Raw genomic sequence first — 20638 nt, forward strand, 5'->3', positions numbered from 1 at the left:
CCCCAAAACGAGGATTTTCACCAAGAGCTCTTTTGGCTCAGATCGTTAACTGTACTTATACAAACTTAAAACAGGAGTGCAATGGAAGTATTTACCTGTAAAAAGTCTTTTTGAGGATAAAGTTTTGAGCTATCAAAGTGTTTTTTATCATTACCGTAAATGGTATATAAGTAATGTTTGGGAAGATTGCTGGATACAATTATTATCCAAAAACAAATCAAAGCTGGATTTATCAAGTGGAGATTTAGACGGCAGCCATACATCGGCTTTACGAGGAGGAGAAGAGGTAGCCTTATCAAGGTCGAAAGTACTGCACTTTATTTTACGGATAGACTCGTGATAGCAACAATTACAAGAGTGTGATGGAAAACGGATATACATATTTTTAATCAAAAATTTACTACAAGATGAAAAACAATTATTTTTTTTTTTTATTTCTGTTCTTTTTGCAGACAGCTTTTGCTCAGCAATATAAAATGCCTGTAGCATATGTAGGCTCACTACAGCCACCACAACCTGGATTTGAGGCAGGAATGTGTAATGATAATAATGTGAATACACTTTACCATTCTCGGTATAATTTGAGTACAGCGCTTCCGGATCAATTAAATTTCAATTTTTCCAATCGTGTAAAAAGTGTAAATAAATTGATATACAAGCCTAGAACAACGGGTCCTAACGGAATCTGGACAAGTGTGAAAATTTCTTATTCTACGCAATCCAGCCCTACAGTTTTTACGACAGCAACCGGAGTTATTTCTTGGGCAGCGGATAATACGGCTAAAACAATAGATTTGCCAACAGCAATTATTCATCCTGCCGTTATAAGAGTAGATATTTTGAGTGCTCAGAATAATTTCTCAAGCTGTGCAGAAATGGAATTTTATTCTTCAGAACAAATGGATCCTGTACAAACAGAATGTACACTTGCAACCAATGAGTTTTCGGCTTATACAGATATTGCAGTGTTACCTCAAGTTTCAGGATCATCAGCTTCAAGTTTCCAACCGGGTGAAAACATTGAGATGTCTTTTGATGGTGATGTAAGCACACTTTATCATTGTAGTTGGAATGCGACAGCTGCCACTTTTCCTATTTCTCTGATTTATAAGTTTGATGGACAGACAACTATGAATTATTTAAAGTATACGCCAAGACAGGATGGCGGGCCAAATGGGCTTTTTGGAAATGTAAAAATAAGTTACAATACTGTTTCTAATCCTACTTATATTGATATTTTAACACAAAATTTTGGACAAACAAGTACAAGTAAAACTGTAGTTTTTCCTTCTGCAATTATTCCATTAAATATTAAAATTGAGGTTCTGGACGGGAAGAACGATTTTGCTAGCTGTGCTGAAATGGAGTTTTTCCAGACAAATCCAAATAGTTTTAATCTTTCTACTTATTCAAATATTTTTAATGATAATATTTTCAGTACATTGAAACCTTCTGTTACTCAACAGAATATTGACGCTATTAATTCACCATTTATCAAGGGCTTAGCTCAATGTCTGTTTAACAATACCTATAATAAAAAATATAGAGTTCAGGCGTTTACTGCTTATAAAACAATTGAATCAATAAACAGTCAATACAAACTAGGAAATTACAACAAATTTGAAAATCCTACAGGAATTGCGTTTCAGGAAAATACAACAGCAATTATTTTTGCAAAAGATATTACAAATACAAACAAAGTTTATTTAAAAGTAAGAGATTTTGCTACTGAAGGATCTTCTCCTGAGACATCTTATGAATTGAAAAATGGACTGAACATTGTTAATATTACAAATGCCGGACTTGGATATATTTCATATTACACTGATGATGTAAATGCAGCACCTATATGGCTAAATATCACAGCAGGTATTGTAAATGGGATGTATAAAAAAGGTGCAACGTCTACAGAATGGACAGAAATGCTAACTAATGATGTCTATCCAAAAATTGATATAGAAGGTTACTACACAAAACTGCTGATTGATAAGTCTGCCGTAGGCAATTTCCATTTCACAACCGCTCAGCCTTTAATCGATAAATACGATGCAATTGATAAATCTGAAAGAGAAATGATGGGCTTTTTTAAGTTCAATAAAAATTTTAAAAACAGACAGCTTGTTTATACAGAATCTACAGGCGGCTGGTATGCAGGCGGCCTAGGTGTTCATCTAGATCTTACTTGGGGACTTTCAAATTCTGCATCGGCAACCGGACTTGACCTTTGGGGAGTAGCTCATGAATTAGGCCATATCAATCAGGTAAGACCCGGCTTAAGATGGATTGGAACAACAGAAATTACAAATAATTTGTATTCATTGTGGACATATTACAATTTGTATTCGCCAACAGGAGCTAACAGGTTTACAAGACTGGAAGGTGAAATTGCAGATAAAACTGCTTTTCCTAAAGTTGCCGGGAACCGATTTGGAGAAATTATTATTCAGACACAAATTAACGGGAAGAATATTATGGATCAGTTCAGAACAGATTATGTGAATCCTGCTGACGCGAATTTCAGAAGCCTTGTTCCGTTTTGGCAATTAGAATTGTATTATCAATTGGCGGGTGCTTCAAAAGGTGCTTCAACCCTTGCATTTGATTCAGATATGTCGGATGAAGATACACAATCTCCATCAGGTCCGGCTACAGGAGTAGATTATGCACATTGGTTTGCTATAGTAGCTGAGAAAGTAAGAAATACTAATGAATCTCAGCTTACACAAGGACAATTGGTTATGAATTTTGTAAAAAATACGTGCGACGCCGTACAAGAAGATCTTATTGATTTCTTTACAAATACGGGTTTTTTAAAACCTATTAATGCTACAATTTCAGATTACTCAAACGGTCAGCTTACGATTACACAAAGTATGATTGATGATGTGAAAGCCTATGTTTTAATGCGGGGATATACAAAACCAGTATCTCCGGTGATTAATTATCTTTCGGCAAACAGTGTGAATGCATATAAAAATCTTCTACCTGTTTCTGGTATTACAGGAATTGGGGTTCAAATTGTGAACAATGCACAAGGTCAATTTTTATTGGTAAATAATTCTCAGTGGAGTAATGCTGTTGCATTTGAAACTCATAATGCAAGTAACCAGCTAATCAGTGTTTCTATTGTAGGAACAGGAGATACTACATTGGCAAATACATATGTTGATTTCCCTTCCAATGCTTTGAAAGTTTATGCAATAGGATATAACGGGCAAAAAATTCTCGTTTATCCGGCAAATACGTTAGCTGTTGATGATATTAAGACAAATAATAATGACTTTATTGTTTATCCGAATCCTTTAAAAAATGGACAAAAATTAGTTATTAATATTAAAAATTCAAAAGAAAATTTGAAAGCAGAATTATATGATATGGCAGGGAAGTTATTTATTTCTGCAAAAGGCTCTTTAAGTGAGATAAATAAGGAAATTAACGATAAAATACAGGATTTGAAAACTGGAATTTATGTTATTTCAATAAATGATGGACCCAATAAATATCAATCTAAGATTATTAAAGAATAATATTTGTATAAGCTTTACAATCCGGCAAATTGTTACCAGAGTTATACTATCCAAAATAAATGAATACTTGAAATGATTGTTGAGAATTGTGGAATTAACAAAAAGCTTACTTTTCTTACTATCCGGCATACCTTTGTCACTACAGTAACTTTGGGAAATAGTGTCTCCATGGAAAGTGTAAGTAAAATGTTAGGTCATAAAAGTATTAAAACGACTCAACAGTATGCTAAAATTTTGGAGAAAAAAGTAGCTGAAGACATGGGTACATTAAAAAGTTTATTAACCGCAAATAATTGAATACCAATTTGATATATAATGTCAAGTTTTAGAGTTAATATTGAAAAAATGCTGTAAATATATTTTACAGCATTTTGTATTAATTTGATCAAAATAGTAGCCTCCAGTGAGGTAAAAACATCTATTCTCTTAATGTAATAGCCATAACTTGATCTGACAGTTTGGTTCTAAAAATATTTGTCAGTTATTCAATATTGTCCTTACTTCCAAAAGTAAGGATTTTTTGTTCTTCAGCAAGTGTTTCCAACAATTTCTCTTTTGCCATTATTTTACTGTCTAAAAACGTTTGCATAGGGTGTTTTACCACAACAATGTTTTTCTGTATGCGTTCTCTCCTTGTTGTAATATGACAACCAACTGTTTAGATCTAATTGCAGTTCTTCAATGCTTCTGTAAATTTTCTTTCTGAAAGCTTAATCAAATTACACAATTCATTCAGTTGATATTGTTATTGTAAGAGCCTGTTTAAAAACGGTATAAAAAAGAGTAATGGTTACTCCTTGGCTTAAAAACGTCAATTTAGAGCTGCAAAACAAAAAAATTGATGTATCCAACAGACTTAACTCTTACTCAGTGGCAATTTATAAAAAAAACGCTTTATTTTGATGATAGAAAGCGAAAATATGATTTATGTATCATCTGGAATGCCATTTATTATATCGTAAAAACAGGGTGCCAGTGGCGAATGCTCCCCTCGAATTATCCCAAATGGCAATTGGTCTACTATTACTACTCTAAATGGTCAAATTTAGAACTCTTTGATTTACTTCTGTGTAATTTAAGAGAGAAGGTACGAGTAAAGAGAGGCCAAAATGCAGAAGCAAGTTTAGGAATTATAGACAGTCAGAGTGTGCGCTGGGGAAATAATCGTTCCCTTAATGGGTTTGATGGGAATAAGAAGGTAAAAGGAATAAAAAGGCATGTTGTGGTAGATAAAAATGGATTTTTGTTAGCCGTAATGGTAAGTGTAGCCAATTTTCACGATAGTAAAGCTGCTTTGTTATTCATGAGAACATTGCACTATCTTTTGATTCCAATTACAGTGATTTTAGCAGATGGAGGTTATAGAGGAAATATTATTGAAGAAATAAAAGATAAGTTTGGCTACATTATTCAGGTTGTTTTACGGTCCGATCATAAAGAAAAACTCTTTAAGCCTATACACAAAAGATGGATTATTGAAAGAACTTTTTCTTGGTTTGATAATGACAGAAGACTTTGCCGAAATTATGAATTGCTAATGGAAAATTCTGAAAATATGATCAAACTATCAGCTATAAAAATAGTATTGAACAAAATTTAAACAGGCTCTTATTTTTGTAAAAATTTTATGATGAGGCAATATTATTTTAATCTAAAAAAAGACGGAAAATTTTAATTTCCTATTCTTAGTATGGAGATTTGTGTAGACTTTTGGAAGAGGGTATTTCCTGTCCCTAAACAATTTCCGGATTGCCCTCTGCCCAATTGAATAGTCCATACAAAATTTGATGTTATCCTTGTAGTGTATATAATGTTCCCGCCATGGTTTGATAAGACACCTGTGTTGTGTGATGATGTACTGTGTATCCTCTGTGCACCAACACTACCAACAGGAAAGTCTACAAAATAGGAAGAAAGGCTGCATGCTCCATTATTATGTTCTGCTTCATAGGTAAAAGTGATTGAATAAAGACCCGGGGTGAAAGTGATCTGGGAAGTCCCTGCATTATAAGTAACTCCGCTTCCTGAATTATTGGCTACCTCTGCTACAGGGCTAAGGGTTTGTTTGCCTCTAATACCTTGAGCACTTAAAAAATTAGTCATACTGGTGCCCAGCTCAAAAACCGACGGCCTTGGGATTCCCAAAGAGTTCAGCGTAGAAATATTAAGCATCAACCATCCCAGCCCACTGGGTGCCATCATATACATACAGTCCAGGAACCACATTGTTTGGGGAAGTACCCGCTGCTGCAGTATTATACACCACCATTCCCTGTGCCAACGGGGAACCCAGGGGTGCTGTGAAATTAGTGGCTGTTAAGGCCACACGTTGAGGCAGAAGCCCTTTGTTTGGGATACAATATCCAATACTGCATTGGCATTGGGTGTTGAAGTGTTGATCCCAACATTACCAGTTTGGGAGAAAAAAGCTGTAGCAAAAACCATGGCTGCAATCGTAAAAATCTTTTTCATCTCTTTAGAATTAATGTTTTACTAATACCATTTATTCGAAGAGAATACCCCGAGGCAGAGCCTCGAGGAATGCTTTAGATTAAAAAAATATAAATCCTTGTTAGATCTCTCAAGTTCAGATCTGGACGGCAGTCATACCACGGCATTACGAGGAGGCGAAGAAGTAGGATATCAAGGGAGAAAAAAAAGAAAAACAACTAATGCTTTATACCTAACTGACAGACAGGGTCTCCCTATAGCAATGTCTTCATCCGTATCAGGTAACCATAATGATCTCTATAATATCAAGCTTCAATTTGAAGAAATAACGGATACCCTTGAATCAGCATCAATTTCCGTAAAAGGTCTTTTTATGAATGCCGATGCAGGTTTTGATTCTGTAGATCTACTTTTGGCTTGCGAACAAAAAGAAATAATTCCTAATATAGCATATAACAAAAGAAATAATAGCCAATACACTGAACGTATATTAGATAACAAGCTTTATAGAGAGCGATATTCGATCGAAAGGACAAAAGCTGGTTTAATACAACCAGATTTAATACTGATCCTTTTGCCGCAGGGTATGGAGGATCTACGGCGACAGATAGTCAGGCAATGAAGACAAGAATTAGCATAATAACATTAAATTGATTATTTATTATTAATATATAATATATATTAAATATATTATGTATATTTATATCTTTAATTATTAATATAACAACAAGTCAAATGAAAAAAATTTTTACAATTACAGCGATAGCTTTTACAGCAGTTACTTTCGCTCAAACAGGGAATGTAGGGATTAATACTGCAACACCTACTGAAACATTAGACATTGCTACGGGAAACCTACGTGTTCGTAACATTAACACAAACACAGGCACGACAGGAGACAGGCTTGTAGTAACCGATGCTACCGGTGTTTTTAAAACGGTTGCACCAGCAGCTGGATCTATTCAGATTATACAGGAAGCAATTGGTACAACTCCGCAAACTATAGCATCGGGTGTTACTGCAGATATTAATGGAGCCACTATGACATTTACTACAACAGGTTCTACAACAGTATTGATAACGTATAGTGCTCTTGCTTTACCAAATGCTGGAGGAGCTCCTGTTCAGGGAAGTATTGATTTGATTGTAGATGGGGTTAAAGCTATATCAAGTTATTATTCCGCTACAGATGCTCCATCTGGCCTGTCGACACTTGGAAATTATTCTACTGCACAAAAAGTAATAAGTAATTTCCCAGCAGGGACCCATACCATAAAATTACAAGCCAAAAGCTGGTTTAATACAACCAAATTTAATACTGATCCTTTTCCAGTGTACGCAGGATCTACGGCGGCAGATAGTCAGGCAATGAAAGCAAGAATTAGCATAATAGCATTAAATTAAGAGTTTATTTATAAAATATGTTTAATATAAGTAGTACTCATTAATTATTCGTCATTTTTCTGCAAATTTAAAGAATGAAATTTATAGTTTTAAGTGAAGAGGAAATGGTAACCTTGAAAATGATGTCAAGCCACCCATCCAAATTCTTTCGTTCGTGACCGTGCCCAAGGTTTAATAATGAATCATAATGGCATTAGAGCAAAGCAAATTTCGGATATTTTCTCAGTACAAATCAGAGCTGTTTATTCTTGGTTGAAATCGTATGAGGATAAAGGATTTATAGGACTTTATACAAAAAAAGGACAAGGAAGGATAAGTATTTTTTCTTCATTTTCTTCGGAAGAGCAAAAATGTATTTTGGATAAAATAGATAAGGGAGATTCTGTGAAAGAAACGACCTGTTTTATCAATGAAAATCTTTCAGAGCGTATTACAGAAAGAATGCTAAAAATCTTTCTAAAAAAAAGGTTATGTCTGGAAAAGAATAAGATGTTGGCTCAAACCTCTTCAAAATCAAGAGGAATACCTGTTGAAATCAGAGCAATTAAAGAGTTTAATGAGCTTAGCGAAAGATGATTATTTGGATTTATACTTTGCTGATGAGAGCGGATTTTCTTTAACTCCCTCCATTTCTTACCACTGGCAGCAGAAAAATGAAAATGTGAAAATCGTACCTAGACACAGTAAAAGAATCAATGTTTTTGGGATTATGTCGAAGAACAATGATCTTTTTCAGTGTCATCATATGGGAAAAATAACTTCTGATTTTGTTATTCAGGCCATTAATGAATTTTCAAACATCATCACAAAGAAGACTGTCATTTGTTTGGATAATGCACGGATACATCATTCTAAGGAATTCCAAACCCAAATTTCAAGATGGAAAAAGTTAGATATTGATATTTTTTATCTTCCAAAATATAGTCCACATCTTAATTCTATTGAGATTCTTTGGAGAAAAATAAAGTATGAATGGCTTCGTGCAAAGGATTATAGCTCTTGGGAAACTCTTGAAAAGGCGTTGGAGAATATCTTTTCAGGGTTTGGAAATATTTACAACATAATTTTCAAATGAAAAATGACGAATAATTAAAAGATGAGACTTACTATTGATTTTCAGTAATTTATTTTTATAGAAGGGGCCTTTCGGTTGATCGTGAAAAAGCCCCGTAATTTTGTGGTTATTTATGGGATAATATCATCTTTTCCAATCTTGACAATCGGGTTTTCAGGTTTTCAATTTCAAGGTCTTTGCCCTCAATCTGTTTTTGCTGCCCGATAACATGAAGGTAAAGTTCTTCTAGTTTTTCCAGGGACTGTACAGAAAGTTCTGTTAGATTAAAAGAATACCCTTCTTTGGTTTTCAAGAGGTCCTTGATGGAAGTTACGCCCGGTAAATGATGGTTTTCTCTAATATAATTCTCAACCTCTTTCAGGCTTTTGAATGTATAATCTGCTTTAATTGCCGATAAGCCTGTATAATAATCTTCAAATACATAGTCGGGATAGGTACTGCCCGTGGTCCTTATTGTACCGTTTACAGCAAGTTTTTCGCCGGCACCAAACATTACATTTTGTCCGATAGCTACATTACCGGTATGATAAATGGTTTGTGCATCTGTGGTTGCCTGTGTGGTACTGTTTTGTACAAACCATGGTTCTACTTTCAGTGTTGTTAAATCTACTATTGTGCCTGTTACCCCGTTAACGGTTGTTGAGAGCTGGCTATCAGCAGGGGTAAAGATATTGGATACCGTATTGACTGCTGGTGCGGATGCCGCAACACCATTTACGGTAGAAGTAATTGTATTTACAGTATTGGTCAGCGTATTAGTAGTAACTGTACCAGCAGAAAGGGGTTTCCACGTTCCTCCGTTTATAGTATTTGACTTATTGTCATAATACCAGAATCCGGCAGTTAATGCTCCCTGGGTATTACCTACACCAGCCTGTCCGCCTACATTCGTATTATAGACTGTAAAGCCGTCATAGTAAGTAGGGAAAGAGGTAGGGATACCTATTGGTGCGCCTCCAAATGCCTTAAAGGTTGATAGATCTGTTCTTGGGTATAGCAACCCTTTTCCTACATTAGTGGATAAATTACTGACAGGATTGGAAGAAGCATCTATAAAAGCAGAGCCATTCAGGATAGCAGTATGCATTGTGCTGTTAGAAAATCTTACCTGTGCAGTAGCCATTCCCCCAAAAAATAATGCCCCAAATAATAGAGTATGTTTAATTTCTTTTTTCATTGTGTTTAAATAATATTATTGTGTTGTTAATAACCCGATATGATTGACCATGGTGACGCAGCATCACCAGTATACAGAAGAATATTTCCTTGTCCGCTCACTAACCGGTTATTTGCCGTTTCTCTTGGTATTGGGCTGAGCTGAACATCTGCAGATCCAATAACAGAAACATATAGTCTTTTACCGATGGATATACCTGCGGTGGGTAACGTTAAAGTAGTTCCTACAGTGTTATTAGAATATAAAATAATATCGTCGGTTGCCAGTGCTGTATAGTTTCCTGTCTGACTGGTGACATTCATTGCGGGAGCAGCTGTTGTGGCGCCTCCGGCTTTCACCCATTTTAATCCGTCATTATAATATAATGCAGGGACTACGTCAGAAACTGTTGCTGTATTATATACCAACATTCCAGCAACATGAGCACTCAGTGGAGCTGGGCTTGCTGTAGATGTTAAGGCAACCCGCGGGTTCAACAATCCTTTGGTGGCAGAAAATAGATCTAATACTGCATTAGGATTTGGTGTTGAGGTATTGATCCCTACATTCCCCGTCTGGGAAAAAGCATAAGTAGATAAAAATAATGCAAATGCTGGTAAAACATTTTTTTTCATAAGTGTATTCATAATTTGATAGTCTGTATTTTTATGACGCAAATATATAATGGGTGATAAATTTGCACATCAAATAATGCTACATATTGAGTACACATTCGCAAAATGAAGCACATAGATAGATACTCATCAGATGCTTTATTCATTTTATTAGTCAGTTAAAGGCGATTTTTTCGACACCTGCTTAAGAAATAATTAACAATTCAGAAGGGCTATTTATACACCAGATCTGTATATAAGGCATGTGAAAAAAAATATTTTTTTTCTATTCTGTTATTTGCCTCTATTTTAATTACTTTTTAAATTAAAATAGCCTTATTAAGTTAGACTTAGTATTTATATGATTATTAACAGGATTTGACTTGTTATGTATCTAATAAGTATGTCTTTTTATCCAAAAAACAAAAATCATTGTTTCCTTTGCACTCTGAGAATTTTTAAAATTCTCTGCACTTCTTTTGATTAAAAACAAAAATAATGTTAAAAAAATGAAAAAAGTATTACAGGTTTTAGCCGTCTTATGCATAGAGATAGCGTACGGACAATTAGGCGTTAATACGCTTACCCCTCAGGCCACTTTAGATGTGACAAGTTCTCCCAACAAAAATGTCCCAGATGGCATTATTGCTCCCCGTGCAACAGGGGACCAGATAAGAGCCAATGATCTTTTGTATGCTGCACCGCAAAGAGGAGCAATCGTGTATGCTACTGCTGCGGTAACTGCCCCGTCTCCGAAAACAGTAAACATTACAGCTGTGGGGTATTATTATTTTGACGGAACTATATGGAAAAAATTTTCAGGAAGTGAAACACTTACTTCTTTGACACTCAATGTACCTAATTCTACCTTGGATTACAAAGATGAAAATGGAAGTACTAATACTATTAATATTTCTCCACTGGTAAAAGAACCCTGGTATAAACAATCCACCACCGAGCAGGCCACCTCCAATACAGAACCGATCTACCAGATGGGAAATGTAGCAATTGGTTCGATTGCACCCACTGCAAAGCTTGATGTGAACGGTGGGGTAAGGATAAGAAATATTGATGATGCATCATCCATTGCCAATAAAACAGTATTATTAGCCGATCCTAATGGTTTTGTGCAGGAAATCCCTTCAACAGATATTGTAAAAGAACCCTGGTATAAGCAATCCACCACCGAGCAGGCAACCTCCAATACAGAACCGATCTACCAGATGGGAAATGTAGCAATTGGTTCGATTGCACCCACTGCAAAGCTTGATGTGAACGGTGGGGTAAGGATAAGAAATATTGATGATGCATCATCCATTGCCAATAAAACAGTATTATTAGCCGATCCTAATGGTTTTGTGCAGGAAATCCCTTCAACAGATATTGTAAAAGAACCTTGGTATAAGCAATCCACAACAGAGCAGGCCACTTCCAATACAGAGCCGATCTACCAGATGGGAAATGTAGCAATTGGTTCGATTGCACCCACTGCAAAGCTCGATGTGAATGGTGGGGTGAGGATAAGAAGTATGGATAATGTAACCTCCATTGCCAATAAAACAGTATTATTGGCAGATCCCAATGGCTTTGTGCAGGAAATCCCTTCAACAAGTATTGTAAAGGAACCCTGGTATAAGCAATCCACCACCGAGCAGGCCACCTCCAATACAGAGCCGATCTACCAGATGGGACCCGTAGCAATTGGTTCCATGGCACCCACTGCAAAGCTCGATGTGAATGGTGGGGTAAGGATAAGAAGTATGGATAATGTAACCTCCATTGCCAATAAAACAGTATTATTGGCAGATCCCAATGGCTTTGTGCAGGAAATCCCTTCAACAAGTATTGTAAAGGAACCCTGGTATAAGCAATCCACCACCGAGCAGGCCACCTCCAATACAGAACCGATCTACCAGATGGGAAATGTAGCAATTGGTTCCATGGCACCCACTGCAAAGCTCGATGTGAATGGTGGGGTAAGGATAAGAAGTATGGATAATGTAACCTCTATTGCTAATAAAACAGTATTATTGGCAGATCCCAATGGCTTTGTGCAGGAAATCCCTTCAACAGATATTGTAAAAGAACCCTGGTATAAGCAATCCACCACCGAGCAGGCCACCTCCAATACAGAACCGATCTACCAGATGGGAAATGTAGCAATTGGTTCGATTGCACCCACTGCAAAGCTCGATGTGAACGGTGGGGTGAGGATAAGAAGTATTGATGATATAGCTTCTGTAAATAATGAGAAAGTGGTGATGTCAGATTCTAACGGTTTTGTAAAAGAAATCACCGTAGATAATTTTTTGAAAAGTGTGAGCATTCCCATTAATGCACTTAACCGGACGCAGGATACAGATTTGGCACCCGTTCTTCAGGGAAATTTAACATATAACAGAATGAAATTCCAAACTTCTAATATTGAGAATACGGTAATAGGAAATTGGGACAATTCACAAAATGTGTATTTTGTAAAAAAGAAAGGGGTTTATGTAATTACATCCAGTATAAGGCACCATAATGTATCGGCTAACTATCCAGGGGATAACAATAGGGGGGTTTCGATAAGAATAGCGTTAAATGGTGTAGCTGTTTATCAGCAAGAGGGACTCAGATTTACTAATAATGATAGTATTGCAAGCGGCAACTTTACTGCTATTTTGAATCCGGGAGATTATATATATGTAGATAGTATAGCAGCATGGAACACCACCTATCAGCAAAGCAGGAGGGCATACCTTCATATTACCTATACATCATTATAACAAACATTTAATACAATCAGGATAGTTATAAGGTACTTCATGTACTGATAAGACTAAAAGTGTAAAATAATGATAATTGATTATTAGATTTTTATTCAAAGGACTATTCTCAATAGTCCTTTTCTTTATACTCTCGTATAGAGTACATAAGTCTATTATAGCCTGATTCTGTGAGAACTACATTTATTTTTATAGTATATATATTGTCATCAGTATTTTTGACGGCCAAAAAAATATACTCTGAAAAAGTTAGATAATTTGCCGGAGCAACAATTGCGTGCTCCTGAAGTGGAATATAATTACGGAAAATTGATAGATATCCAGTAAAGATTTATCAATTCGGCAGAAAAAATAAACTATAAAAAAGGGGTTGTTAAAGGATATATAAATATTGCGACTTACCTGTATGAAACCAATAAGATCAAGGAAAGCCTGGACTAACTGAATTTTGGAGAAAAGAAAAATAGCAAACTGAAAGGTAGTGCCCCGACATTTCTGACAAGGTATTAGGAGACTTATCCATAAATTTTGTAAAAAATTGCGTCTTATCAACAATGAACTTGTCAATAGTGAATTACGGTTTTGCGCATTATTATCTCTTAACTTTCAAATAAGGACATTGCAGAATATACGTTTACCTCTTATAGAACCGTAGAGACCAGAAAATCCATGATTAGAAAAAAATTGAACCTTTCTTCAAAAGAAGATTTATATATCTGGATGTCAAATCTTAATAAGAAATAAATAATTGGCAAATCTAAATGTAAAGAAAAAAACATTTGTACATACAAAGACATTTCAATGTGAAAGGCCTTTTAAATACTGTTTAATTAACGTTTAAAGTTTAATGAGAATTTGAAGACAAAATATAAAATATAGAAGGAATTTGGACATTTCCAACCCCTTTTCTGTTACACATCATTAATTATCAAAGAATAAATGAAGTTTCCCTAAAAGGCTGTTCCAATAAAAAATCTATGAGCCAAATAATCGAAATCACGAGTTTATTATATGCTCACAAAGGAAATGCCCGAAATCACATCCGAAAAAATTAGATATCCCTTTCGATCAGGATATTAATGTCTGGATTAAATCAATAAAATAAATACTCACTTTATACTTTTTTGAAAGTTCATAAAAATACCCTTTGTGATGTGTGTCTTATTTTTCTTTATTTGAGGGAGCGAATCTTTTAATATTAAATTATATCTATTTAGTAATCAATAAATTAAATTAATAAAACTATAAAAGAGTATCTGATGAGTACCCGTATTTTGTGTTGTTTTTGATTATTTTTTATCTCTTTGAGGAAGAAATTTTAAAACAAATAAGGATGAAAAAGTTTTTTACGATTGCAGCTATGGCTTTTACAGCAGTTTCTTTCGCTCAAACAGGAAATGTAGGGATTAATACTTCGACACCCAATGTCAATGCAGTATTGGATATTGTTTCCACAAACAAAGGGCTTCTGCCTCCTCGTGTAGCTTTAACTGCGACCAACTCTCCTGCCCCGCTTGGCGGCAATGTTCAGGGGATGGTGGTATATAATACGGCAACAGCCGGTACGGCACCCAATAATGTAGTACCCGGATTGTATTATAACAATGGTACAATTTGGGTCCCGACTACTGATTCTAATGCAGTAACCAGTGTCTCAAACACTTCTGCAGGCAATAACTTAAGTACTACCGTTAATGGAATTACGGGTGCAACTGTACCTATGGTGAATTCTAATGCAGTAAGTGCAACGAATGGTAATTTAATATCAACAGTAAACGGAGTTGCAAGTACACCGGCAGTACCTGTTTTAATAGCTGCAAGTAATGGCCTAACAGCCACTAATGGCGACGTTAAACTGGGAGGCACCCTATCTCAGCCTACCAACATAGCTGCATCGGCAGCCAATACACTTACATTAAGCGGCTTGCAAGGTTCAGCCGCCAAGACAGGAACCCTTGTAGCCGATGGATCCGGTATTGTAAGGCTTCAAGATAGAAGCACACTAAGTGCGGTAAGAGTCGATGGAAACCTAACAATTACAGGAGCAGAAAATAATTTATTTTTTTATACTAATAAAAGTGGTACGGCAATAAATGAGGATCTTGATAATCTGAACGAATTTAGCGGGAATACTTTTACAGCATCTCAATCGGGTTTATATAGGGTACAGATTAATAGCAGGTACGATCAGCATACTAATGCTGTTGATAGTGGTGATGGCTACGTTGGTTGTCTTAGGTTGATGGCTGGAAATGGACCTTTTGCTGGACAATACGGACCTTTTTTCTGTGGAAAAGTTCCTATAGTGGAAGTTGGAGGAACTTTCGTGCCAATTGGTGTCCCTAAGACAGATTTGGTGAAATTAAATGCCGGACAGGTAGTACAATTCCAGATATTGGTATATGGTGCTACAACTAACGTAACAGTATATTACGAAATTCTTATTGAGCGAATTGATTAAAATTTAGTAAGTCCAACTATCACAAGTAGATTTTATACCATATTGTCTCTTATTTTCTATAAACGAAACACATTTTTTATATACAATACTAAGCTATGCAATTGTCTTAACCTCTGGAGAGATAGAAAATAGTGAAGGTGTACACTGTTTTGTGACTTTTATAACGAAGCTTAAGCAGGCGAAAAAGCTCCGTAACTTTTGAAAGGGTAAAAGCAGAATACAATAAAAACTGTCAAAGTTGTGAAGCTTTGGCAGTTTTCTATACCTGAAATTACAAGCCATAAAAACCTATTGGGATTTCAAAAAAATACTGCCTTATAGGTTATAACCGAAGAAGAAAAAATTAAAAACAGTGAAAAAATATTTTACAATTACAGCTTTGGCTTTTGCTACAGTTTCTTTCGCTCAAACGGGTAATGTAGGGATAAACACCCCAACGCCCAATGCCAATGCAGCATTGGATATTGTTTCCACAAACAAAGGGCTATTGCCTCCACGTGTAGCTTTAACTGCTACTAACTCTCCTGCACCGCTTGCCAGCAATGTTGCAGGGATGGTGGTGTATAATACGGCAACAGCCGGTACTGCGCCCAATAATGTAGTACCCGGATTGTATTATAACAATGGTACAATTTGGGTACCTACTACTGATACAGCACCCGCAACCAGTGTCTTAAATACTTCTGCAGGTAATAATTTAAGCACGACCGTTAATGGGATTACAGGAACAGCCGTTCCAATGGTAAATAGTATATCAAACACATTTACTCCGGCCACAGCACTATTATCAACTACAGTAAATGGAGTTGCAGGAACCACTGTTGATTTATCCTCATTGAAAGTAGAACCATGGTCCAACCAAGCAACCAATACGCAAGCAACTGCCAATACACAGAATATTTACCAGATGGGAAATGTAGGAATTAATACTACAGCTCCATCATCAAGCTTAGATGTAAAGGGAGCCAATAATCAACCTGCAACTACTGGAACGACTACTAATGCAACCATACGAATGGAGGGAAGCAGCAATCATGTACTAGATATGGGAACCTTTGCCACCGCCCCTTATGGAAGTTATCTGCAAAGTACGGAAAAAGGAAATTTAGCGACTATTTTACCATTAAGTTTTAACCCTAATGGTGGAAATGTTGGAATTAATAATGCGACCCCAACTGAAGCATTAGATGTTGGCTTAGGAAATCTTCGTGTCCGTAATATTAATACGAACACCGGTACAGCAGCAGACAGGCTTGTAGTAGCCGATGCAACGGGTGTTTTTAAAACGGTTGCAGCACCATCCAATGCGGTAACCAGTGTCTCAAATACTTCTGCGGGCAATAACTTAAGTACCACCGTTAATGGAATTACCGGTGCTGCTGTACCCATGATAAATTCTAATGCATTAAGTGCAACCAATGGTAATTTAGTATCAACAGTAAACGGGGTTGCAAGTACACCGGCAGTACCTGTTTTAATAGCTGCAAGTAATGGTTTAACAGCCACTAATGGTGATGTTAAACTGGGAGGTACCTTATCGCAGCCTACCAACATAGTTGCATCGGCAGCCAATACACTTTCAATCAATGGCTTGCAACCTTCAACGGGTAAAATAGCAACAATTGTAACCGATGCCGGTGGAACAATAAGGTATCAAGATGGAAGCTCAGTAAGTGCAGTAAGATTGAATGGAAACGTAATAACGACCAATGCAGAAAATAATATTTTTTTTTATTTGAATAAGACTGCTACACCAAATGAGGATTTGGATAATTTAAATGAATTTAGCGGTAGTACCTTTACAGCAAAAAGGGCCGGTTTGTATGCAGTAAATATTCACTTTAGGTATGATCAACACCCTAGTACTGTTGATGGTGGTGATGGTTATCTTGCCGCAGTTAGGGTGACTAAAGGACCTGCCGGTAGCACCACAATATACTCAGCTCAAGGTTATCTTAAAGTTGGCATAAATGAAGCTGGAGGAGGTTTCGCACCAATTGCACTTCAAAGGAATGATTTGATAAAATTAGCTGCTGGGGAGGTTATTGAAATACAGACTCTTACATATGGCGCTACAACTAGTGTTACAGGATACTACGAAGTCAGTATCTATCGCGTTGATTAAAGTTTAGCAAGATCAAAATACCACAGGTAGATTCTATACAATATTTTCTCTTACCTGTTTTCTCTATAAACGAAACACATTTTTTATATAAAATACTAAACTGTAAACCTGTCTTAACCTCGGGAGAGACAGGAAATAGTGAAGGTATACACTGTTTTGTAACTTTTATAACGGAGCTTAAACAGGCGAAAAAGCTCCGTATTATTGAAAGGGTAAAAGCAGAATACAAATGATTATAAAGCTGTCAAAGTTTTAAAGCTTTGACAGCTTTATATACCCGAAGGTAATAGGGATATTAGAATCCATAAAAACAATTGGAGATTTCGAATAAAACAGCCTTACAGACCGGGAAAAAATAATAAAACAAAAATAACTTATCAATAAAAAAGTATGGAAACGAATTTCAGAGATATTCATATCGGAAACTATATCAGAGAGCACGTAAAAAAGCATGAAATACCTCTTTTACGCATCTGCAATTTCTTTAAAACTACCGAAGAAGAAATTATAAAAATGTATGAACAGGAAAGTCTCGATACCAACGTTCTTCTTAAGTGGAGCAAACTGTTGGAATATGATTTTTTCAGATTATATGTAACCCATCTTCTTTTGTATGACGGTATTTCCCATACAAAAAATAACAAAAAAGTGAGGGAGGCAGGAGAGAAAATGCTTTTCAGGAAAAATATATATAATCAGGAGATTAAAGAATTTTTGATAGAACTCATTACTTCCAATCAGAAAACGGTTGCTCAGGTAATTCAGGAATATAATATTCCGAGAACCACCATATACAAGTGGATAAGAAAAGTAGAAAAAAATTAATAATCAAATAGATGAAAGGTAAAAGTGCCATTCCCGGTAATTTATTGGGAAGATCCAAAAAGGAAATATTAGAAATTCTTGGAGATGAGTTTAGCCCGTACTCTTCCGATGAATGGTTTTATATCAAAGAAAAGAGATGGTGGTATAAAAAATATCTGAAAATTTACTTTGATGAAAAAGAGCAAGTGGACAGGTTGGAAACCAAAACTAAATATACTTTTTTTTTAAATAAAAAAATCCAAAAATTATGAAACCGAATTACCGTAAAATATATGAAGATTTGCTGATGGCGAAATATCCCGAAAAATTATATTTACTGGAAAATCTACAGGATCTAAGCTCTTCAATATCTATTATTAACATAGACGAAAGTCTTTCAATAAAGGATCTTCAGACGAATATAGAAAATCAAAGATCAAAAGCGTATGATAAAGAGAGTATTCAAAAAATCCTTACCTTTCAAAAGAAGGAACAGCTGAATAATTCGCAAGTCGCCATGAGATTCAACCTCAGCAGAAATACAGTTGCCAAATGGAAGAAAATATTTGCTTCGGAATTTTAAAATTATCAATTGGAAAAAACATTCATATCATTTTTAAGTAATTCATATGCTAATTTTTAGTAATTTTAGATTATATTTTGAAGATGAAACCATTTAAGTTTCTGCTTTTTCTTCTGATACCATTTTTCTCTTTTGGGCAGAGCAAATCAGAAAAAGAGAATATCGACCGCATGTTGGCTGTTTCCGATAGCTTATATTATGCGGATCAACTCATCCCCTCACTAAAGATAGCTCGACAAGCTGTAAAACTGGCTAAAAAAAAGAAATACCCTAAACCCCTGGCTAAAGGGAACGGAGATATATCTTATATACTACAAGACTTAGGAATGTACAAAGAGAGTTCGCATTATGCTGAAGTTGCAGAAAAATATGTTGCCGAAGATGATTATGAAATGAGGGCAATATTGAAAAATGTAACTGGTTATAATTACTATGGATTAAAATTATATGACAAAGCACTCGCCGAATTCCGACAGGAGATATTATTATATAAGAAAATAAAAGATAAAAAAAGCATTTATATGACTTATATGGATATAGGGGATGTATATGAAGAAATGAAGAATATTGATTCTAGTAACTACTACTACAAAAAGGGCTTGGCAGGATATGCAAAGCTGGATCAAAAAGACAAAAAAGAGAATTATTATAATTTCAGTACAACAAATGCGAGTATAGGGTTAAATTTTCTTAAGAAAAAAAATACAGATTCAGCTGAGTTTTATATTAACCAATCAATAGCAATACTAGATTTTTATCAGGATTCATTCAGATCACGCCCATTTTTTTTATATGCATTAAGCAAACTTACACTTGAAAAGAAAGAATATAATAAAGCATTGGATCTTAGTTTTAAAGCTATAAAAATTGAAAAAAAGATCAATCCCAAAAGTGATATTATTTACCTGTACCAAAACATTGCCGGAGTTTATGCAGCAATGCATAATGCGGAAAAAGAGAAAGAATATCTGAACAAATCCATAAAAATGGGGGATAGTATAGAAACAGAGCAAGCTAAATCAATAGCGTTTGTAATCAATAATATTCTGAATGATGAAAAAGAGGAAAGTAAAAAACTGCAAAGCAAAACATATTGGATAGGGGGAATCATTTTCATATTGATCCTTTTATTAGTCTCCATTGGTTATATAAATAGCCAAAAACATGAAAATAAAAAAGAAGCAGAATTATTGGAAAAAGATCAGATCTTACTATTAAAGGAAAAAGAAACCAGACAGCTCGAAAAAAAATTAAATGCTTCATTTGAAGAGACCGTTCAGTTAGCCAAGGAAAATAACCCTGAGTTTCTGACACGATTTATAGAAATATATCCTGAATTCATCAATAAATTACAACAAATCTCCCCCAAACTACAAGCCAGCGAATTAAAATTGTGCGCTTTATTATTCCTTAATTTCTCTTCCAAAGATATTGCGAAATTTACGTTTACTTCTTCTCGAACGGTTCAAAATCGCAAATATAATCTCCGTAAAAAACTAAATATTCCTTCCGATCTGGATATTAATATCTGGATGAATACTATTGTAAATGGAGATTGATTTCTAAATAAAATACTTTTTTTGACTTATCCCTTTAATAAATACCCTAAAAATACATGTTTTTGGGTATTTATTAAAGGGATAAGTCAATTGAAGAAATAACGGATACCC

At 35.3% G+C, this 20638-nt stretch carries 17 protein-coding genes and 3 pseudogenes; 15 read left to right on the forward strand and 5 right to left on the reverse strand.

The window, feature by feature from the left end:
• Positions 1–407 precede the first annotated feature (407 nt).
• From HHL23_RS04510 to HHL23_RS04520, 3 genes are all read left to right on the forward strand, one after another.
• Positions 408–3527 (forward strand): M60 family metallopeptidase, encoded by a 3120-nt coding sequence (locus HHL23_RS04510; RefSeq protein WP_169233623.1) that lies wholly within the window; start codon positions 408–410, stop codon positions 3525–3527.
• A 72-nt stretch (positions 3528–3599) separates the two neighbouring features.
• Positions 3600–3824 (forward strand): tyrosine-type recombinase/integrase, encoded by a 225-nt coding sequence (locus HHL23_RS04515; RefSeq protein WP_394354147.1) that lies wholly within the window; start codon positions 3600–3602, stop codon positions 3822–3824.
• A 544-nt stretch (positions 3825–4368) separates the two neighbouring features.
• Entirely contained in the window at positions 4369–5127 is a 759-nt protein-coding gene (locus HHL23_RS04520; RefSeq protein ID WP_169233624.1) for an IS5 family transposase, read from the forward strand.
• Positions 5128–5198: 71 nt separating this feature from the next.
• On the opposite strand, the gene HHL23_RS04525 is transcribed toward HHL23_RS04520, so the two are convergent.
• Genes HHL23_RS04525 through HHL23_RS04535 form a run of 3 tightly spaced genes read right to left on the reverse strand, consistent with a single transcriptional unit; the run spans position 5199 to position 5999 of the window.
• The gene (locus tag HHL23_RS04525; protein WP_169233625.1) at positions 5199–5729 is read right to left on the reverse strand and encodes a hypothetical protein; all 531 of its coding nucleotides are present in this window, start codon (positions 5727–5729) and stop codon (positions 5199–5201) included.
• Positions 5692–5853 carry a hypothetical protein gene (locus HHL23_RS04530; protein WP_169233626.1) on the reverse strand — a complete coding sequence of 54 codons (162 nt, stop codon included), beginning with the start codon at positions 5851–5853 and terminating at the stop codon, positions 5692–5694. Before HHL23_RS04530 ends, HHL23_RS04525 begins: the two co-directional genes overlap by 38 nt.
• Positions 5844–5999 (reverse strand): hypothetical protein, encoded by a 156-nt coding sequence (locus tag HHL23_RS04535; protein WP_169233627.1) that lies wholly within the window; start codon positions 5997–5999, stop codon positions 5844–5846. The genes HHL23_RS04530 and HHL23_RS04535 overlap by 10 nt, the downstream gene beginning before the upstream one ends.
• 79 nt (positions 6000–6078) lie before the next feature.
• Between HHL23_RS04535 and HHL23_RS04540 the strand changes: the two are divergent.
• From HHL23_RS04540 to HHL23_RS04555, 4 genes and pseudogenes are all read left to right on the forward strand, one after another.
• Positions 6079–6519 (forward strand): annotated as a pseudogene (locus HHL23_RS04540) (transposase); the annotation flags it as partial.
• Positions 6520–6713: 194 nt separating this feature from the next.
• The gene (locus tag HHL23_RS04545; RefSeq protein WP_169233629.1) at positions 6714–7382 is read left to right on the forward strand and encodes a hypothetical protein; all 669 of its coding nucleotides are present in this window, start codon (positions 6714–6716) and stop codon (positions 7380–7382) included.
• Positions 7383–7544: 162 nt separating this feature from the next.
• A pseudogene (locus tag HHL23_RS04550) lies at positions 7545–7958 on the forward strand (hypothetical protein); the annotation flags it as partial.
• Positions 7867–8457, forward strand: a complete 591-nt coding sequence (locus tag HHL23_RS04555; protein WP_169233690.1) for an IS630 family transposase — start codon at positions 7867–7869, stop codon at positions 8455–8457. The pseudogene HHL23_RS04550 and the gene HHL23_RS04555, both read left to right, overlap by 92 nt.
• A 106-nt stretch (positions 8458–8563) precedes the next feature.
• Here the strand turns inward: HHL23_RS04555 and HHL23_RS04560 are convergent, their stop codons facing one another.
• Both HHL23_RS04560 and HHL23_RS22360 read right to left on the reverse strand, forming a co-directional pair.
• A complete protein-coding gene (locus HHL23_RS04560) occupies positions 8564–9634 on the reverse strand; it encodes a hypothetical protein (RefSeq protein ID WP_169233631.1) in 1071 nt (356 codons plus the stop codon).
• 26 nt (positions 9635–9660) lie between these two features.
• Positions 9661–10248, reverse strand: a complete 588-nt coding sequence (locus tag HHL23_RS22360; protein WP_185194854.1) for a hypothetical protein — start codon at positions 10246–10248, stop codon at positions 9661–9663.
• Positions 10249–10736: 488 nt separating this feature from the next.
• Here HHL23_RS22360 and HHL23_RS04570 point away from each other — a divergent pair, with 488 nt between their 5' ends.
• From HHL23_RS04570 to HHL23_RS04605, 8 genes and pseudogenes are all read left to right on the forward strand, one after another.
• Positions 10737–12995, forward strand: coding sequence for a hypothetical protein (locus HHL23_RS04570; protein ID WP_169233632.1), 2259 nt, complete (start codon positions 10737–10739; stop codon positions 12993–12995).
• Between the two features lie 615 nt (positions 12996–13610).
• Positions 13611–13739 (forward strand): annotated as a pseudogene (locus tag HHL23_RS22885) (helix-turn-helix transcriptional regulator); the annotation flags it as partial.
• A gap of 589 nt (positions 13740–14328) precedes the next feature.
• Entirely contained in the window at positions 14329–15456 is a 1128-nt protein-coding gene (locus HHL23_RS04580) for a hypothetical protein (protein WP_169233633.1), read from the forward strand.
• A gap of 379 nt (positions 15457–15835) precedes the next feature.
• Positions 15836–17581 carry a hypothetical protein gene (locus HHL23_RS04585; protein WP_169233634.1) on the forward strand — a complete coding sequence of 582 codons (1746 nt, stop codon included), beginning with the start codon at positions 15836–15838 and terminating at the stop codon, positions 17579–17581.
• A gap of 390 nt (positions 17582–17971) precedes the next feature.
• Positions 17972–18406 carry a transposase gene (locus tag HHL23_RS04590; protein ID WP_169233635.1) on the forward strand — a complete coding sequence of 145 codons (435 nt, stop codon included), beginning with the start codon at positions 17972–17974 and terminating at the stop codon, positions 18404–18406.
• 11 nt (positions 18407–18417) lie between these two features.
• On the forward strand, positions 18418–18657 hold the full coding sequence (locus tag HHL23_RS04595; protein WP_169233636.1) for a hypothetical protein: 240 nt from the start codon (positions 18418–18420) through the stop codon (positions 18655–18657).
• On the forward strand, positions 18654–18968 hold the full coding sequence (locus tag HHL23_RS04600) for a helix-turn-helix domain-containing protein (RefSeq protein WP_169233637.1): 315 nt from the start codon (positions 18654–18656) through the stop codon (positions 18966–18968). Before HHL23_RS04595 ends, HHL23_RS04600 begins: the two co-directional genes overlap by 4 nt.
• Positions 18969–19051: 83 nt before the next feature.
• A complete protein-coding gene (locus HHL23_RS04605; RefSeq protein WP_169233638.1) occupies positions 19052–20527 on the forward strand; it encodes a helix-turn-helix domain-containing protein in 1476 nt (491 codons plus the stop codon).
• Positions 20528–20638 lie beyond the last annotated feature (111 nt).

Source organism: Chryseobacterium antibioticum (genome assembly GCF_012927325.1).
In the GTDB taxonomy this organism is placed as follows: domain Bacteria; phylum Bacteroidota; class Bacteroidia; order Flavobacteriales; family Weeksellaceae; genus Chryseobacterium; species Chryseobacterium antibioticum.

Excerpts from the sequence above, each read along its gene's own strand:
- HHL23_RS04580 (WP_169233633.1), top strand. The coding sequence starts at position 14,329 with ATGAAAAAGTTTTTTACGATTGCAGCTATGGCTTTTACAGCAGTTTCT.
- HHL23_RS04605 (WP_169233638.1), top strand. The coding sequence starts at position 19,052 with ATGAAACCATTTAAGTTTCTGCTTTTTCTTCTGATACCATTTTTCTCT.
- HHL23_RS04545 (WP_169233629.1), top strand. The coding sequence starts at position 6,714 with ATGAAAAAAATTTTTACAATTACAGCGATAGCTTTTACAGCAGTTACT.
- HHL23_RS04560 (WP_169233631.1), bottom strand. The coding sequence starts at position 9,634 with ATGAAAAAAGAAATTAAACATACTCTATTATTTGGGGCATTATTTTTT.
- HHL23_RS04525 (WP_169233625.1), bottom strand. The coding sequence starts at position 5,729 with ATGATGGCACCCAGTGGGCTGGGATGGTTGATGCTTAATATTTCTACG.
- HHL23_RS04535 (WP_169233627.1), bottom strand. The coding sequence starts at position 5,999 with ATGAAAAAGATTTTTACGATTGCAGCCATGGTTTTTGCTACAGCTTTT.
- HHL23_RS04590 (WP_169233635.1), top strand. The coding sequence starts at position 17,972 with ATGGAAACGAATTTCAGAGATATTCATATCGGAAACTATATCAGAGAG.
- HHL23_RS04595 (WP_169233636.1), top strand. The coding sequence starts at position 18,418 with ATGAAAGGTAAAAGTGCCATTCCCGGTAATTTATTGGGAAGATCCAAA.
- HHL23_RS04510 (WP_169233623.1), top strand. The coding sequence starts at position 408 with ATGAAAAACAATTATTTTTTTTTTTTATTTCTGTTCTTTTTGCAGACA.
- HHL23_RS22360 (WP_185194854.1), bottom strand. The coding sequence starts at position 10,248 with ATGAAAAAAAATGTTTTACCAGCATTTGCATTATTTTTATCTACTTAT.
- HHL23_RS04520 (WP_169233624.1), top strand. The coding sequence starts at position 4,369 with ATGTATCCAACAGACTTAACTCTTACTCAGTGGCAATTTATAAAAAAA.
- HHL23_RS04570 (WP_169233632.1), top strand. The coding sequence starts at position 10,737 with ATGAAAAAAGTATTACAGGTTTTAGCCGTCTTATGCATAGAGATAGCG.
- HHL23_RS04600 (WP_169233637.1), top strand. The coding sequence starts at position 18,654 with ATGAAACCGAATTACCGTAAAATATATGAAGATTTGCTGATGGCGAAA.
- HHL23_RS04515 (WP_394354147.1), top strand. The coding sequence starts at position 3,600 with ATGATTGTTGAGAATTGTGGAATTAACAAAAAGCTTACTTTTCTTACT.